The 15,911-nt window shown below is 48.0% G+C and carries 11 protein-coding genes; 8 read left to right on the top strand and 3 right to left on the bottom strand.

What is annotated here, in order from left to right; translation table 11 throughout:
- Positions 1-84: 84 nt before the first annotated feature.
- On the bottom strand, positions 85-675 hold the full coding sequence (locus ACUTVW_RS24250; protein WP_445648124.1) for a TetR/AcrR family transcriptional regulator: 591 nt from the start codon (positions 673-675) through the stop codon (positions 85-87).
- Positions 676-867: 192 nt separating this feature from the next.
- Here ACUTVW_RS24250 and ACUTVW_RS24245 point away from each other — a divergent pair, with 192 nt between their 5' ends.
- On the top strand, positions 868-1,626 hold the full coding sequence (locus tag ACUTVW_RS24245; protein WP_445648123.1) for an SDR family oxidoreductase: 759 nt from the start codon (positions 868-870) through the stop codon (positions 1,624-1,626).
- 252 nt (positions 1,627-1,878) lie between these two features.
- Here the strand turns inward: ACUTVW_RS24245 and ACUTVW_RS24240 are convergent, their stop codons facing one another.
- A complete protein-coding gene (locus tag ACUTVW_RS24240; RefSeq protein ID WP_445648183.1) occupies positions 1,879-2,913 on the bottom strand; it encodes a LacI family DNA-binding transcriptional regulator in 1,035 nt (344 codons plus the stop codon).
- A 451-nt stretch (positions 2,914-3,364) separates the two neighbouring features.
- Here ACUTVW_RS24240 and ACUTVW_RS24235 point away from each other — a divergent pair, with 451 nt between their 5' ends.
- The 4 genes from ACUTVW_RS24235 to ACUTVW_RS24220 all read left to right on the top strand — a co-directional run bounded on the left by ACUTVW_RS24235 (position 3,365) and on the right by ACUTVW_RS24220 (position 8,427).
- Positions 3,365-4,654: a sugar ABC transporter substrate-binding protein gene (locus ACUTVW_RS24235; protein ID WP_445648122.1), complete on the top strand. Its 1,290-nt coding sequence runs from the start codon at positions 3,365-3,367 to the stop codon at positions 4,652-4,654.
- Between the two features lie 61 nt (positions 4,655-4,715).
- The gene (locus tag ACUTVW_RS24230; RefSeq protein WP_445648121.1) at positions 4,716-6,071 is read left to right on the top strand and encodes a carbohydrate ABC transporter permease; all 1,356 of its coding nucleotides are present in this window, start codon (positions 4,716-4,718) and stop codon (positions 6,069-6,071) included.
- Complete coding sequence (locus ACUTVW_RS24225; protein ID WP_445648120.1) at positions 6,068-6,904, top strand: sugar ABC transporter permease; 837 nt, start codon at positions 6,068-6,070, stop codon at positions 6,902-6,904. Before ACUTVW_RS24230 ends, ACUTVW_RS24225 begins: the two co-directional genes overlap by 4 nt.
- A 236-nt stretch (positions 6,905-7,140) precedes the next feature.
- Complete coding sequence (locus ACUTVW_RS24220; protein ID WP_445648119.1) at positions 7,141-8,427, top strand: MFS transporter; 1,287 nt, start codon at positions 7,141-7,143, stop codon at positions 8,425-8,427.
- A 261-nt stretch (positions 8,428-8,688) separates the two neighbouring features.
- Here the strand turns inward: ACUTVW_RS24220 and ACUTVW_RS24215 are convergent, their stop codons facing one another.
- The gene (locus tag ACUTVW_RS24215) at positions 8,689-10,845 is read right to left on the bottom strand and encodes an alpha-amylase family glycosyl hydrolase (protein WP_445648118.1); all 2,157 of its coding nucleotides are present in this window, start codon (positions 10,843-10,845) and stop codon (positions 8,689-8,691) included.
- Positions 10,846-11,343: 498 nt separating this feature from the next.
- Between ACUTVW_RS24215 and ACUTVW_RS24210 the strand changes: the two genes are divergently transcribed.
- The 3 genes from ACUTVW_RS24210 to ACUTVW_RS24200 are packed head-to-tail and all read left to right on the top strand — an operon-like array spanning position 11,344 to position 15,519.
- A complete protein-coding gene (locus ACUTVW_RS24210) occupies positions 11,344-12,735 on the top strand; it encodes an alpha/beta hydrolase (protein ID WP_445648117.1) in 1,392 nt (463 codons plus the stop codon).
- Positions 12,732-14,162 carry a hypothetical protein gene (locus ACUTVW_RS24205; RefSeq protein WP_445648116.1) on the top strand — a complete coding sequence of 477 codons (1,431 nt, stop codon included), beginning with the start codon at positions 12,732-12,734 and terminating at the stop codon, positions 14,160-14,162. The genes ACUTVW_RS24210 and ACUTVW_RS24205 overlap by 4 nt, the downstream gene beginning before the upstream one ends.
- A complete protein-coding gene (locus tag ACUTVW_RS24200) occupies positions 14,155-15,519 on the top strand; it encodes an ANL family adenylate-forming protein (protein ID WP_445648115.1) in 1,365 nt (454 codons plus the stop codon). The genes ACUTVW_RS24205 and ACUTVW_RS24200 overlap by 8 nt, the downstream gene beginning before the upstream one ends.
- The last annotated feature ends 392 nt before the right edge of the window (positions 15,520-15,911 follow it).

Genomic DNA, 15,911 nt, shown 5'->3' with positions numbered 1-15,911 from the left:
CTGCTTCTAATTTGAATTTACTAGTTAATGTGTAAATAGTTGAATAAGGACTCTTTTTATTATACCCATATTTTGAGAAATTATTCAGTTTTGCAATCGTTGTGAGGGGGTGTAATGAATAATTTTGAACAACTCTTCCGCCATGTAATGGGGACTGTGTTTGAAATCCTGTCTGATCCACTCCATGATCATGCCAAATATGGCATGGGACTGATAACTTGCGAGCAGTTCCGGGTTAATATGTGGAGGGAATACATGATTCAGGTCCTGCAAAGACAGATCACGCAGTACATCACAGATCATACGCTGAAAGCTGGATGAAGCTTCGGATTGCACTACGAGTGTGTAAAATTGGGCGTGCTGATGCACATGTTCGAAGATCATAATGGCAGAAGAGGGCATCTGCCCCACCTCGAATTCTTGCATCCCCTCGTACGGCTTGCGGAATGAGGACACCAGATCCTGAGTCACATCATGCAGGATTTCGTTGAACAGGTCTTCCTTGTATTGATAATGTCTGTAAAAGGTTCCCCGATTCAGATCAGCTTGCTGCACAATATCCGAGATGGAGATTTCCTTAAAATTACGTTTTTGCATCAAATGAAGGAGGGCTTCCTTCAGCGCAGCTTTGGATTTGCGGATTCTTCGATCCATCGTGTCCGATGTTTCGGGCATTGGAATTCCTCCCTGATGATATTTATAAAAGATAACGTACAAACAGGAGAGATCTTGTTGTTTAACGTACATTTGGACAGGTTTTTACTGATTGTATCGAAAAGCTATGACTTATTATACTAAGGATAAGAGATAATAAACATTTGTTTGTTATCTCTATGCAAACGAATACATTGAAGGAGGCGTAAATCAATGAAACTTCAAAATAAAGTGGCCATTGTCACAGGTGCAGGATCGGGAATGGGGAAAGCCATTGCCACATTGTATGCGCAAGAAGGAGCCAAAGTCGTTGTTTCCGATATCAACAAAGAAGCTGCCCAGGCAGTCGTGCAAGAGATCGAGGCAAAGGGTGGGGAAGCATTCGTTCTTCTGGCGAATGTTGCGAAAGAGGAAGACGTCCAGCAACTTATTGATCAAACGGTGAGCCAATACGGTACAGTAGACATTCTGGTCAACAATGCGGGGATTATGGATGGGATGGAGCCGGCTGCGGATATTAGCGATGAGCGGTGGGACAAGGTTTTTGCCGTGAACACAACAAGTGTTATGCGCACAACACGCAAAGTACTGCCAATTTTCCTGGAGAAACAGCAAGGCGTTATTGTAAATATTGCTTCAGCAGGTGGCTTGCACGGTGGACGGGCAGGAGCCGCTTATACCGCTTCCAAACATGCTGTGGTGGGTTTTACCAAAAATACAGGATACATGTATGCCGAGCAAGGCATTCGTTGTAATGCGATTGCACCCGGAGCGGTTGCAACCAACATCGGGGCATCCATGACGGGCATTAACCCGTTCGGTGCGGGACGACAGCAACAGGGGATGGCCATCAACCCACGGGTAGGAACGAGTGAAGAGATTGCCAAAGTGGCTTTGTTCCTCGGATCGGACGAATCCAGTTTTGTAAATGGTACCGTAATTACCGCTGACGCAGGCTGGAGTTCTTATTAATTTGCTTTTCTTTCTGATTCAATCGTCAAACAGGACGATGATTCGTGAGTCGTCAATATAAGACGATAAATAAGATATTATAAGATCACCAAAGAAGCCGTATAATTACGGCTTCTTTGTTTTTGTCATTGGTAATGCATCGCCATTTGTTATCTCTGGCATGCGCTCAAGGATTCCTTTTACAACATTCAAGTTCTGAAGAAAGGGCGTTTTAGACAAACGTTTGCATTTTTAAAATATAAGGTAGAGCGCTTAACTCAGGAAAGGCTTAACCTTCGAATATAGAGATGATTCACGTACGATCAGGCGATGCGGAATAATAACAGGGTTCTGAGCGAGAGGCTCGTTGCCGAGAATTTTTAACAGAACCTGAACTGCGGTATACCCGAGCTGATAGGTTCCAATATCAATGGAACTGAGCGGAGGCGAAGCAAGTTCGGACAAAGCGATATTGTTAAAACTAACTACACTGATATCCTCGGGCACTCGATATCCAAGTTCTGCAAGTGCTCTTAACACACCAAAAGCCACATTATCATCAATAACGACGATGGCAGTAGGCCTGTCGGGTAGCGACATGAACAAGGACATAGCGCGGAAGCCGCTTTCCTGCAGAAATTCACCCTCCACGATCCAGTCGTTCGTGGCGGTTAGTCCAGATTCATCAAGAGCCTTCCGATATCCGCGCATGCGATCATGCGATAACGTAATATCCGGCGGGCCGCTTACAAATCCGATGCGAGTATGACCTTGAGCGATAAGATGCTGGGTTGCATCATAAGCGGTCTGTACATTATCGTTGTCCACCATCGGAGCATTTGGATGGGTTTCACTTCGGCCAATCAGCACAAAGGGGAATTTTTCCTCTTCCAGAAAAGAGATGATCGGGTCGTCTCGTTTCGAACCTAGCAGCAAGATACCATCGACCCTGCGCCCATGCACAAGACGGGAAATAGCCTGTAACTCATCGTCGGAGGACGTCTCGGTAGACAGCAGCAATTCATAGTTGTTACGAGTCGCATAGGTAATAATACCGCGCAGCAATTCTCCAAAGAAGTAATTTTGAAAAAGTTCCTCCGCAGGACGAGGCAGCATAATTCCAAGCGTTTGCGTTGTTTTGGACACAAGGCTCTTTGCCATCATATTGGGATGATAATTGAGCTCTTTCATAATTTGTTTAACTTTAAGAGATGTTTCCGTACTGATTCTGGGATGACCCGAAATCACCCGTGACACTGTAGAAGGGGAAACACCCGCCAATTTGGCAATATCTTTGATCGTAATCATGTAAAAAACCCCTTCTGATTCAATCATTTCAACATTCTCCTATGGTAATGCAAAGGGTACTGGAAATCAATTGTTTACGAAATGAACCAGAATGCAAGTGGAGCAAAATAAAGGAAGAAAGAGGTAGATCAAGGAAACAGGAAATTACTGTGATTAAAATTCAGGATATGGTTAAATTTGAAGAAATATAGCTTGTGCAAACGTTTGTACAAAGAAAGTTCAGTGTTGTATGATGTGGAAGATATTATAGCGCTTACATCATTGTAAATACTTCATTATGGGCTTGTTTCCCCCTACATACTGGATATCGAAGCGATCTTGTCTTCCATTTTGAGCAAACGTTTGTACAGTAATTCACATGGAATACAAACTCCTGACAATCTACACATTTTATAGGGTGAAAAGCGCGAAAATTGAGTTGCATCACGCAGAGGGAAAGGGGACATTTTACATGAGAAAATGGCAAGGCGCAGTATTGTCCATCGGAATGGCGTTTACATTGGCTGCATGCTCCACTGGGGGAGGTGGCAGTTCTTCTCCGGCAACGCCAAGTGATAGTCCGGAGGACACGGTTCAGCTGACCGCTGAGAATCTCCAGCCCGAGGAGGGCGCAACACTGGTGATCTGGGAGGATAAAAACCAGAGCAGCTTTATCGAGCAGAGAGTCAAAAAATTCGAGGGAAAATATGGTGTCATGGTCAAAATGGAGGAGCTTCCGCCAACAGACCAGGTAACCAAGCTAACGACGGATGGCCCCGCCGGGCTTGCCGCGGACGTTGTTGTGTTCCCGCATGACAAGATTGGCAGCGCCTCGGAAGCAGGACTTATTTTGCCCAATGATATCTTTGAAGCCGAAACTACAGCCAATACCAGCGAGAATGCGCTGAAGGCGGTGACGTTCAAAGACATTTTGTACGGATATCCATACAGCGTCGAAACATACGCCCTCTTTTACAACAAAACATTGTACCCCGAAGCACCGAAAAACTTTGATGAAATCATCGATTTTGCCAAAACGTTCAACAATACCAAGTCTAATCGGTATGCACTGATGTGGGAGCTCCAGCAATTCTATTATAACTATGCCTTCCTGGCTTCCCAGGGTGGATATATATTCGGCGATAACGGGATGGATCGTAGTGATCTCGGTCTGAACAACGAAGGGGCCCGGAAGGGTGGGGAATTTCTTCAAAAGCTGAAGGCTGAGGTGTTACCGCTCAAGATGGGTGATGTGAACTATGATATCAAAAAAGGACTGTTCTCCAGCGGCAAACTGGCGATGGATATTAACGGACCTTGGACCATTGCCGACTATCGCAACGCCGGGATTGATTTTGGAGTCGCTCCGCTTCCAGCTATGGATGGCAAGCCAATGACCTCTTTCTCTGGTGTAAAAGCCTATTACGTCAATGCATTTACCCAGTACCCGAATGCTTCCAAGCTGCTGGCCGCGTTCCTCTCGAACGAAGAAGCCCAGATGGAGAACTTTGATATGAACGGCACGCTTCCAGCGAACAAAAATGTGGCAGCGGACGCCAAAGTACAGGAAGACCCGATCAACAAAGCTTTCCTTGAACAATTCAACAACTCTACACCGATGCCTTCGCTTCCAGCCATGGACAGTGTATGGGGACCGATTTCGTCAGCCATTACCGACATTTGGGATAGCGGCAAGGATGTAAAAGCTTCACTCGACAACGCTGTTAAGCAGATTAAGGAGAGTCTGGCAACCGTGCAATAACAACGAATCAACGAAATAATGATGAAGCGACGAATCATACCAAATGGAGAGGAGAGAGCATATGCCACAACAGCATGTGCCGGTATCTGCCCAGCCGAACAGGGAAAAGCAGCACCGGATGACAGCAGCCATATGCTCCATCATACTGCAAGGTCTTGGACAGTTATATAATCGGCAATGGATTAAAGGAATTGTTCTGTTGCTACTGGAGGGAGCAGGGCTTGCATACCTGCTTCCACGGCTATCCCAGGCAGTATGGGGAATATGGACACTGGGGGAGAACACACAGCGGTTTGTGAAAGTAAATGGTTCAACGGTGCTTCAAAAGGGAGACCATTCCATCTTTTTGCTGCTGGACGGAATTATTGTGCTGTTGGTTTTTTTTGTGTTTGTACTTGTGTACATCCTGAACATTCGGGATGCGTATCTGACCGGACTTGCAAGAGAACAGGGGAAACCGACGCTTGGAGCTGCGGCGACGATACGTCATGTCATGGACAAGAACTTTCCGTATCTGTTCTTGTCGATCCCGGCAATCGGTATTCTGTTTTTTACCATCATGCCGATTCTGTTCACCGTTACGATTGCGTTTACCAACTATTCTGCACCGGATCATATCCCGCCAGCGAAACTGGTGGACTGGGTAGGATTCAAAACATTTACGGATTTGATTCAGCTCAAATCATGGAGTCAGACGTTCTACGGCGTGCTGACCTGGACAGTCATCTGGGCCGTTTTGGCGACCGTCACCACCTATTTTGGCGGGGTACTGGTGGCTTTGCTGATCGAACAGCAGGGCATTCGCTTCAAAAAGCTGTGGCGCACGATTTTTATTTTACCTTATGCCATTCCACAGATTATCTCGCTGCTGCTGATGCGCAATCTGTTCAACGGTCAATTTGGACCGATCAATACGTATATGCGAGCATTCGGGCTTGAAGGATTACCGTGGCTGACAGACCCGTTCTGGGCTAAGGTTACTGTCATTGTCGTCAACATGTGGATTGGTATCCCGGTCAGCATGGTATTAATCTTGGGTGTGCTTACGGCTATTCCGCGTGATCTGTATGAGGCAGCCGAAGTAGATGGCGCTTCTGCATTCCAGAAGTTCAAAATTATTACGATGCCGTTCATTTTATTTGCCACAACGCCGGTGCTAATCATGCAGTTTGCCGGAAATTTCAACAACTTCAACGTGATTTTCCTGTTAACGAACGGTAACCCGCTTCGCGGCGACTACCAGTACGCAGGGGCAACGGATTTGCTGGTAACCTGGCTCTACAAGCTCACGCTCGACAATAACAAATTCAATATGGCCTCCGCGGTAGGTATCATCATCTTCCTGATTATCGCCACCTTCTCCATCTGGAACTTCCGCCGCTCCAAATCATTCAAGGAGGAGGACATGATCCAATGAAGAAACGCAACAATCCGATTCGTTTGGCGCTTAGTTACGTGCTTTTGCTCATTATTGCTGTTGTGTCTGTCTATCCGGTATTGTGGATTTTTCTATCGTCCTTGCGTCCTGGCGCCGCATTGTTCAGTGAACGCTTATGGCCGGAAAGTTTCACGTTGTCCCATTATGGAGAGCTGTTTAACAATCCGTCTTTTATGTATGGCAGATGGTATATGAATACACTGAAGATTGCCTTCTTTACGATGATTTTTTCAACATTAATGGTAACGCTGGGGATGTATGCATTGTCGCGGTTCCGTTTTCGGGGGCGTAAAACGATTCTGTCCACCATGCTCATTCTGGGCATGTTTCCAAGTTTCATGAGCATGATTGCCATCTATATTATTTTGCTGCAAATCAAGCTGCTCGACACGCATGCTGCGCTTATTCTGGTCTATTCCTCAGGCGCAGTGCTGGGCGGATTCATCGTCAAAGGTTTCTTTGACACGATCCCGCGCAGCCTGGATGAAGCGGCTCGCATCGATGGTGCAAGCCATCTGCGTGTGTTCACCAGCATCATTCTGCCATTATCCAAACCGATGCTGACGTACGTCGCATTAACCAGTTTCACAGGGGCATGGATGGATTTTATTTTTGCCCGGCTGGTGCTGCGTACCAAGGAGAACTGGACTCTGGCCGTGGGGATGTGGGATCTGGTCAATCGGTATCAGGACAGTAACTTCACAATGTTTGCTGCGGGCGCGGTATTGATCGCCATTCCTATTACTCTGCTGTTTGTATTCCTGCAGCGATTCCTCGTGCAGGGTCTGACGACAGGTGCGTCCAAAGGTTAACATCTCTCTATGACCTCCAGAGATCAACATCACTTCATAGCATACAAAGGGTAAGATGACACCGTGCCTTCAACAGCATAGTCAGTCGCAGTATGGGAGAGATGAGCCACACTTGCGCTACTTCAAGCAGGCACTTCCGCAACGTCATGTCTTTGTTGACTGGCAATGCTTCGGAAGTGCCTGCTTGTGCTTACAGGGTTAGGGCTTCTAATGAAGAAAAAGGAGGAACGTGTTGTATGGGGATGAACCCTTCCAGTGAACCTGAGGCTGCAGCCTATCCAGGGGGACAAGCTGTTTTGCAAAGCAGTGAAGTACCTGGAACCCTGTCGCGTAACAAGACGTTTCGGAGAATCCTGTATGGGTATGGCATATCTGTCTTTGGCGACTGCTTTAATAGCATTGCCATCAGTCTATGGGTACTTCAGACGACTGGCAGCGCCAAGAGCATGGCTGCTGTGCAGATCTGTAATATGGCAGTCAGCTTTTTATTTGGATCGGTAGCGGGCACGGTAGCCGATCGGTTTGATAGAAGGAAGCTAATGTTGGCTTCGGACGTGCTTCGCGGTGTCATCGCCCTGCTGATTGCAGTTAGTCTATTCAGCTGGCAAGCACCTTTTCCTGTTTTGCTGTTATTGCTCTCTTTATCGATGTTTTCGAGTCTTTTTCAAGCACCCGCATTTCACGCTTCCGTTGCGAGCATGGTCGGCAAGCAGCACATCCAGCAGGCAACGGGTACCATTCATCTGGTGGACAATCTGGCTCGTATCAGTGGTTTGGCTGCTGCCGGGGTCGCTGTAGCTGCGTTTGGCGGTTTTGTCGCCATCCTGATTACGGGGGCAACTTTCCTATTGTCTGCAGTCTGTGTGTTACTGGCAGGGCGTTTTCCGCAGGTGATGCGTGCCAGCGGTGACTCGAAATCTTTTGCACAGGCATGGCGAAGTTCATTTGCTTACATCTATCGCAGTCCGCTCATTCGTTCGATTGTATTGCTTAATCCGCTCTTATTGCTGTTTTTCATGTCGGCCATGATGCTCATTCAGGTGATGGCTGTTAACGTATGGAAGGCGAATCCGGTTCAATTTGGTTTGATTGAAATGTGTATTCCTCTGGGGTATATGATTGGATCAGGGGTGCTGATCGCTTCGGGGAAACGACTGAAACATCGCGGGAGATGGGTCTTTATTGGTCTGCTGGTGTTGGGGCCAGTCTATATGCTTCTAGCCCATGTATCCTCGCCTGTTATGGCCTTGCCACTTATCATAGGCGGAGGAGCCATGTTTGCCTGCTGCACGATGCTAACCCAGATTATGTTACGCACCGCCGTACCCGATGAGATGCAAGGGAGTGTTTACGGTGTTGTTGGAACCATCACAAGTACAGCGCCGATCCTTGGCCTGACCGTAGTCTCAATCTTAGCCGATCAATGGGGTGCAGCTACGGTTTTGGAAAGCGTAGGTGTCTTACTCCTTGCAACGGGGATCGTTGCAATCACAGCCTTGAAGTCCATTCGAACCTATACTTAGATTTTCATACAGAAGAAGAGGGATCGTTCAACACGGATGTGAGGAAACATCCGTTGTCACTGAGCTGCAATGAGTTTGGCGTATCAGGATGGACAAGCATGGAGACAAGCACATAGCTAAACATATAGCCAAGGCTCCAAGCTTGTCCGTCACACAGCAAATCACGGGTTTACCGCAAAATCCGGATCACACAGCAAAACCCGGAATATACGCTGCATTTGCGTACTCCGGGTTAGCTTGTGTATTCATGATATGAAGCTCTTACTGCCAGTTTACCGTAACGGTGGCTGTTCCGCTCGCTGGTGCGGTAAATGTGTGGTTGGAGCCGCCTTCCCATGTAATGGTTGAGCCGTTTTTCTTGAAAAACTTGAACTCCAGCTGTTTGCCTGCCGGTACGCTGACATCGTAGTACCAGGTTGGGTACGCATGAATCACTTGGTTAAACACGGGTCCGATGGCGGTCGATCCGGTGCTCCAGTTGCCAAGCTCTGCTACGTTGCCTGTCAGATAAAGGTTCTGTCCAAGTGTTGTGGAGGCATTGTTTACAACGAAGCGAACCGTAACCTGATCGCCGGTCAGGATGGTGAAGTTGTTATACGCATTGCTGTTTACCCCATTAGCAGCGACTTTGACCGCATAGTTGCCAGCGGCAACGGAAGGGATGGTTACTTTAATCTGTGTATCTTCCCATGATGTGATGGCTGCTCCAGTAACGGCTGTAGTGCCGAAGTATACCGTGCCTTTCGTGGAGCCAAATCCGCGGCCGTCAATCGTGACGACATTGCCTGGTTTACCCATGACCGGACCGACATGACCGATGGTAGGTGTCGTTTCGGCTGTGGTATATTGCCATACTGCCGTTGCGCCCGCAGCAAGGGTGAAGGTGTTGATGCTGCCGTTACTAGACGTGATGTTGTTTCCGTTCAACACGCCGCCAAGTACATCCGTGTATGAGCCTGTAGGCAGCGAAGTACTCAATCCTGCAATGCTTGCTGATGTGGAAAGATTGCGATTCACAGCAACAACGGCTACACTCTTGCCGAATTTGCGCTCATAAACATATACATCATTGTTAATCCAGCGCTGTTGTGTGGAACCGTAGGCAATGGCCGGATTGGATTTGCGCAGAGGAGCCAGTTTGCTGATCACGTTAAATGCTGTCGTAGTTTTGGAGAACGAAGGCATTTTGGCCCGGTTATCCGGATCGCCATTTCCCGTCAGATACTGTTCTGTACCGTAGTAGATGGCAGGCACACCACGTGAAGTCAATGTAAAGGCCAAAGCTTGTTCCAGGCGGCGATTGTTAACTGCATTTGTTTTGAAACGATCCATATCATGGTTGTCGATGAACGTTACCTGATCGCCCACTTGATTGTAATCTGTAGCGGTACTGTTAATCATGGAATCCAGCGCGTACATGTTGGATGTGTTATCTCGGAACACATTACGCACAGCGGAGTTAAAGCGGAAATCAAGCAGGCTCATACCAGATTTATTGGCAAAATCCGTGTTATCTGCATCGGATGCAGCCGATCCCAGGAACCATTCACCAAAAGTGAATACCGGTTTGTGTGCATAAATGGATGACATCCAGCTCTTTTGCCAACCGAGAGGCATATGCTTCACCGCATCCACCCGAATGCCGTCAACGCCCATATCAAGCCACAGTTTGATTGCATCTTTGAAGTATTTGTCAATGGTCGCGTTATTGTGGTTGAAATCCGCCAGGTCGTACAGGTTCTTGTAGATGCCGTTCTCCAGGGAAGAGAAGTCGGAGCCGCCATTGTGATGGAAATACCCGTTGGTATCATTGGTATAACCGCCCACCAGTGTACCGTTATCGTACAATCTGCCATTTTCGGCAAAAGACGTGTCCGTTTCCATCGCTGGAGAGGTGTGGTTCGGTGCAAAGTCAATGACAATCTTGATGCCTTTGGCATGAGCCGTCGTAATCAGGTTCTGAAAATCCGCCATCGTGCCGAAGTATGGATTGGTCTTTTTGAAGTCCCGAGCCCAGTAGCCGTGGTAGGCTGTGTTGGTTACACCGCTATAGTTGATCGTTGCAAAAATATTTTCGACAGGCTGGGAGATCCACAACGCTGTGACACCCAGATCACTGAAATAGTTATCGTTGATTTTGTTGATTAACCCTTGCCAGTCTCCGCCGCAGTAGAGCTTCAAATTGCTGCATGTGGCATCATAAGCGGCTCCGGTAGGGTTGTTGGAGGGATTGCCGTCCAAAAAGCGATCCGTAAACACTTGGTAGATCACATCTGTACTGAAGCTCTGCTTGTTGGTTACAGCGGTATCCGGATCGGCGTAAACAGCGGAAGCTGGCAAGAACGGCAGGGCGCTGCCGGCAAGCAAGCCGAGGGTCAGTGTGGTGCTGAGGATTGCGCGTTTGGCCATTTGAAACATGGTGATCCACCCTTCGTGAATGTAGTAGTTTTGATAAACAACCAACTGGCTTTGAATTGTAGCGCTTACAATAGTGCAGATTTATTCACTGAATTGTTTGGATTCCTCCTTCCAGGAGCAAACGCAGACAACCCCGGTATCTCCTTGGGGAGTTACCGGGGTTGTCCTAAACCGCTGGGGTTTAAAAGCATAGCCCTCGAGTTATGATCACATCGCTATCTTAAGAAAATTTGGGTTTTGTGTCAATAACTTTTTTCTAAGTATTTTTTTTCTATTTTTATATTTACAAAAGTATGCCACTCGATTTAAACTATTCGCAGATTCAATCAAATTAAGGGCCATGCATTCCGGATCAGCTTGCCATTCGGCTGACTTATCCGGGACAACCCCGTCTCTCCTGAGGCGGGGTTGTTTGTTGTTACCTGCGATCCACAGCAGGATCCGGGGGAAGTTTGCTTATTTACTTTGTTTGATGGAAAAGAAAGGCGGTTGATGGCAATGAGATCAGGATCGATTATGGAGTGTCTGGAAAACATTCAGGCATCGCAGCTTGGCAACAGGCGCAACATCTACGTATATCTTCCGCCAGGGTATAAGGAGCAGACTGAACGGTATTACCCGGTGCTGTACGTTCATGCAGGACAACGGGTTTTTGGGCCATCCCGTCTGGGGAACGAAACGTGGCAACTTGACCTGGCAGCAGATGAACTTATCTCTGCTGGCCGGATTGAACCCATCATTATCGTTGCCATCGCACATGTGCGTCCGGTTACCCGCAACGAGTTCTACCACCACGTTGACGCTGGGAAGGAAATTACCGGCATAGGAGGCTCAGGAAAGGAATACGAGCATTTTATCATTCATGAGCTTAAACCGATGATTGATCGGCAATACCGGACACAGAGAGATAGAGATAACACGGGATTACTTGGTTCCTCGGCAGCTGCATTATGCACATTGCATATCGGAATGCGTCATCCCGATGTATTTGGCAAGCTGATTATGATGTCTCCGTACTTTGTGGATGTGCAATTGGATGAACAAGCAGAGTTTGGACTGCGGGAGAAAAACACATACCGACTGCCGGATATCATTCCGGATGTGAAAATGTGGGTGGATATCGGAGATACCGAAGGGTTGTTCTTGCCTGAACAGGTAAGAAAAGTCGTACAGGAGATGCAGGATCGGGGAGCAGATGTGAAAAAGCTGGCTTACTTCGAACAGCCGGATGCATGCCATCAGGAAGCGGATTGGGGAGCGCGTGTGCAATTGCCCCTGTTGTACATGTTCGGTCAAGAAGGGAAACCGGTCTCAATGGAGCTGTATGGCAGAAATGTCGTGGGACTGAAAGGCGGGATGCAGGTAAAGGTTCAGGCTCGGCTTTATTGTGATAATGGTCTGATTTTGACAAAGCTTAGCGGAGAATATGTTTCAAGTCATCCCGAAGTTCTTCAGGTTCTTGCAGATGGTACGCTGATTCCTCATACCACAGGGAATGCAACGATCACGTTGCAGGTCGGTGAGCTGACGGCTACACGAGATTACAGTGTTATACCTGAGCTTGCTCCCGTTGTACAAGTCTGTATGCAGGCAAAGTTCACATCAACATTCACATTATCGGAGCAATGGGAAGAATTCATCTACGGCGGGATGGGTATGAAGCTCATGCATACAGGTGATGGTCACTACGAAGGTCGTTATCGTATTCCGAGAGACAGTGGCTTCGCCTTCCGTTTTACACGTGGTTTCCGGCAATTTGAGACCGATCAGAATGGCAATCCCATAGCCAATCGAGTATTTCGTGCAACCGAAGACATGTCTCTCCACTATCATATTCAGGCTTGGGGCAGTACATCTGCCAAAGCAGAAACAGGAGGCTCCCTCAGATGATAATCCATTCCTTCGCTCCAACACTGGACATCCCTTACTATTATCCATGCAACTTCCCTTTGATTCATGAAGTGCTCGAGCGGCAGGGCTCCGTGTCAAGTCTTGCCATGCTGGCTGCCAGCCGATTATATACCCTGCCGTCATGCGAAGATAACGGCTTGGTAAAGACTTATTTTCACAAACTGGATTATGAGGAACCGATCTGGAAGATCACTGACCAGCGGGAGCTGGGTAGCTTTGAGGAAGGGAAAGTACAGATTCGGCGACAGCTTGAAGCGGGCAGACTTTTTTTGGCGACAGGCACCAGCTACCATCTGCCTTATTGTGACGATTATCGCAACCCTGAATACATTAACAAACATGTCAAAGAAGGATCAAGACATTACCTGATGGATCATTGGCTTGCCGTGTATGGTATGGATGAAGAGCATATGTATGTTTACGACCCTGTTTTTTACAAGTTTAAAGGCAAAGTGGAGCATGCAGCTTTCCATGATTTTTGGAGAGGGCATCAGACCATTCCTGAACTTGCGGGTGTTAAACGGAAGGAGACGCTGCGAACCTACGGAACAACGGACATTCAGGCCAAAGTGCTGCTGAATTCACAGGGTTACCGGGAGATGCTCGCTCAAGCACTGACTACTCAGGTCCATGAATTTTTGACAGGTAGAACGGTCACGGAGGGAACCCGGCGTTTTTATTTTGGACATGCCGTATCTACAAGTCTGGTCAATGTGCTGGAAGGAAATACAGGAGGGAATGCAGAGAACGAAGCCCGAATTTCGGGTCTGCTTTTTGATATGCGGTGGAGTCGATATTATTTCCGGGATTTGCTCAAGGAGTCTGCTGAGTGGCTGGGTGCGCCGCTTGACCAATATGCCAGGGAATATGAGAACATCATTCTCCGGTGGGAAAAGGCCAATAGCCTGCTTCAGGTGGGACGGATGAAGCGGCGTGAAGGGTGGCAAGCACAGTTATCAGGCGTAGTGCAAGAGCTGGTCACAGATGAATGGCGCTGGTATGAGTCGTTAAGACGAGTATTGCCTCAAGCTTCCACATATCCACGGCAATCCCGAACAGTTCTAGACAATGAAAATGAACACAAGGCAGCCCTGCTGCGCATCGTACTGGATAGCTGCCGGGAATTGAATGCGTATCATAACACCTTCATTGCCTTGGATGAGGGCGGTAACGCTCCACTATATGGTCGGGACGGACGACTGAATTCACTGGAACTGGTGTCTTTGCTAGCTGTGGTCGAGCAGGGGATGGAAGAGCATTGGGGAACAGGTATGGGCAACGCTCTCGATGAGATTGCCGCTGCTTCCTTGCCTGAAAGTCCGTATCAGACCGTAGGCTCGCTGGTGAATTATCTTGCACAGCAGCAGACCCTGGGCAGTGATGGGGAGGGTGGAGGTGATGATTGACTTTTTGCTGGAGCGATTTGCCACTCATGGACAGCAGCCTGCATTCATTTGGGAAGATCAGGAGTACAGCTACGACTGGCTAGTTGACCAGATTTTTCTCATGGAAGAATGGATCGCAAGAGAGGGGATATCCAGGCAGGTTGTCACATTGGAAGAGGATTATTCTCCTTATGCAGCTGCGGCATTGCTCGCATTGCTTAAAGAGAGCTGTATCGTGCTGCCCATGGATCGGAATCTGGTCGAGGCCAAACGGAATGAGTACGTGAAGCTGGCACATGTGGCTGTACGACTAGAAAGAAATGCAGACCGGCTCGTCGTAAAACAAATGTACGAACCTCATAGCGAAGGCGTGACACCACCCATTTTGACTGAATTGGGAAAGGAGCAGCTGGGCGGTCTAGTGCTGTTCTCCTCAGGATCTACAGGGGTAAGCAAAGCAACCGTGCACCGGGCAGATCTGCTATTACACTCCTTTCGGCGTCAGGTGCGTTCCCTGCGAACGATACCTTTCATGATGTTTGATCACATCGGCGGGGTGAACACGATGCTGCAATCTTTGTCCAGCGGGGGCTGCCTATGTATATTGGCGAATCGTACTCCGGACGAAGTGTGTCGTACCATTCAAAAACATCGTGTACAGGCACTGCCGGTCTCCCCGACATTTATGAATCTGCTGCTTCTGGGAAAACAAGATGAGACTTATGATCTGTCGAGTCTGGAAGTTGTCTCCTATGGTTCGGAAGTGATGCCAGAATCGGTTCTGGCTGCCTGGACTCGGCGGTTCCCAAGGATTAGAACGATTCAGGCTTACGGCATGTCCGAAGTAGGCATTTTGCCGACACGCTCCAAAGAACCGGGATCGCTGTTATTTTCCATTCAGGATGAAGAGGTGAAGTACCGGGTTGTGGACGGAGAGTTGCAGATTCACACCGCAACGGCGATGATAGGTTATCTGAATGCCCCTTCTCCTTTTACTGAAGATGGATGGCTGCGAACAGGAGACGAGGCAGTTATAGAGCAAGGATATATCCGCATACTGGGTCGTCGTTCCGAGATCATTAACGTAGGCGGCTGGAAAGTGTACCCTGCTGAAGTGGAGAATGTGCTCGAAATGATGGATTGCATTGAGGCTGCGGTGGTCACGGGCGAGGTGAGCGGAATTACAGGCCAGCAGGTGAAGGCCATAGTCCGAATCTCCAGCCCCTGTTCTTTGACTGAGCTTCGCAGAGCCATTTGGGTCTATTGCCAAGATAAACTCCCTCCATACAAAATTCCGCAGAAAATCGTTATAACAGAGGAAACGCTAATCAACTCTCGCATGAAAAAGGTCAGAAAGCCAGTATCCTCGCCGGATTAAGGATAGCATGGCAGTTTCATAAGCATATTCTCCGTCCCGGCGTACGGAGCAATCTGTCTGGGTTCACTCTTGATATAATCATTAATCCATTTCCTTTCAATGTCCTTTCGATGTCCTCTCAATGACCATACGTTGGTCATAAGTTGGCAAAGCAGCGCGATTATCCCACGAACGCACAATCCCAATGGATTTGCGTTTTTTCGGGTTTACCAACCAACCAACCAACGAACCAACGAACCAACGAACCAAATAACTAACACGCGCTCATTTTCTAACGATCACCAGCAGCCTTATTTGGAGCAAAAGAGGGCTTTTCAAATTCTAACGATCACCATGGACCTATGTCAAGAAAGTAGACACTTACGCGACGGATTTGTCCGTAAATTTCATTG

The sequence above is a fragment of the Paenibacillus sp. TSA_86.1 genome (assembly GCF_052691815.1).
This window is presented reverse-complemented; position numbering and strand designations above follow the sequence as displayed.

Bases quoted from the DNA above. Each gene is read 5' to 3' on its own strand.
- ACUTVW_RS24250 (WP_445648124.1), bottom strand. From the start codon at position 675: ATGCCCGAAACATCGGACACGATGGATCGAAGAATCCGCAAATCCAAA.
- ACUTVW_RS24245 (WP_445648123.1), top strand. From the start codon at position 868: ATGAAACTTCAAAATAAAGTGGCCATTGTCACAGGTGCAGGATCGGGA.
- ACUTVW_RS24240 (WP_445648183.1), bottom strand. From the start codon at position 2,913: ATGATTACGATCAAAGATATTGCCAAATTGGCGGGTGTTTCCCCTTCT.
- ACUTVW_RS24235 (WP_445648122.1), top strand. From the start codon at position 3,365: ATGAGAAAATGGCAAGGCGCAGTATTGTCCATCGGAATGGCGTTTACA.
- ACUTVW_RS24230 (WP_445648121.1), top strand. From the start codon at position 4,716: ATGCCACAACAGCATGTGCCGGTATCTGCCCAGCCGAACAGGGAAAAG.
- ACUTVW_RS24225 (WP_445648120.1), top strand. From the start codon at position 6,068: ATGAAGAAACGCAACAATCCGATTCGTTTGGCGCTTAGTTACGTGCTT.
- ACUTVW_RS24220 (WP_445648119.1), top strand. From the start codon at position 7,141: ATGGGGATGAACCCTTCCAGTGAACCTGAGGCTGCAGCCTATCCAGGG.
- ACUTVW_RS24215 (WP_445648118.1), bottom strand. From the start codon at position 10,845: ATGTTTCAAATGGCCAAACGCGCAATCCTCAGCACCACACTGACCCTC.
- ACUTVW_RS24210 (WP_445648117.1), top strand. From the start codon at position 11,344: ATGAGATCAGGATCGATTATGGAGTGTCTGGAAAACATTCAGGCATCG.
- ACUTVW_RS24205 (WP_445648116.1), top strand. From the start codon at position 12,732: ATGATAATCCATTCCTTCGCTCCAACACTGGACATCCCTTACTATTAT.
- ACUTVW_RS24200 (WP_445648115.1), top strand. From the start codon at position 14,155: ATGATTGACTTTTTGCTGGAGCGATTTGCCACTCATGGACAGCAGCCT.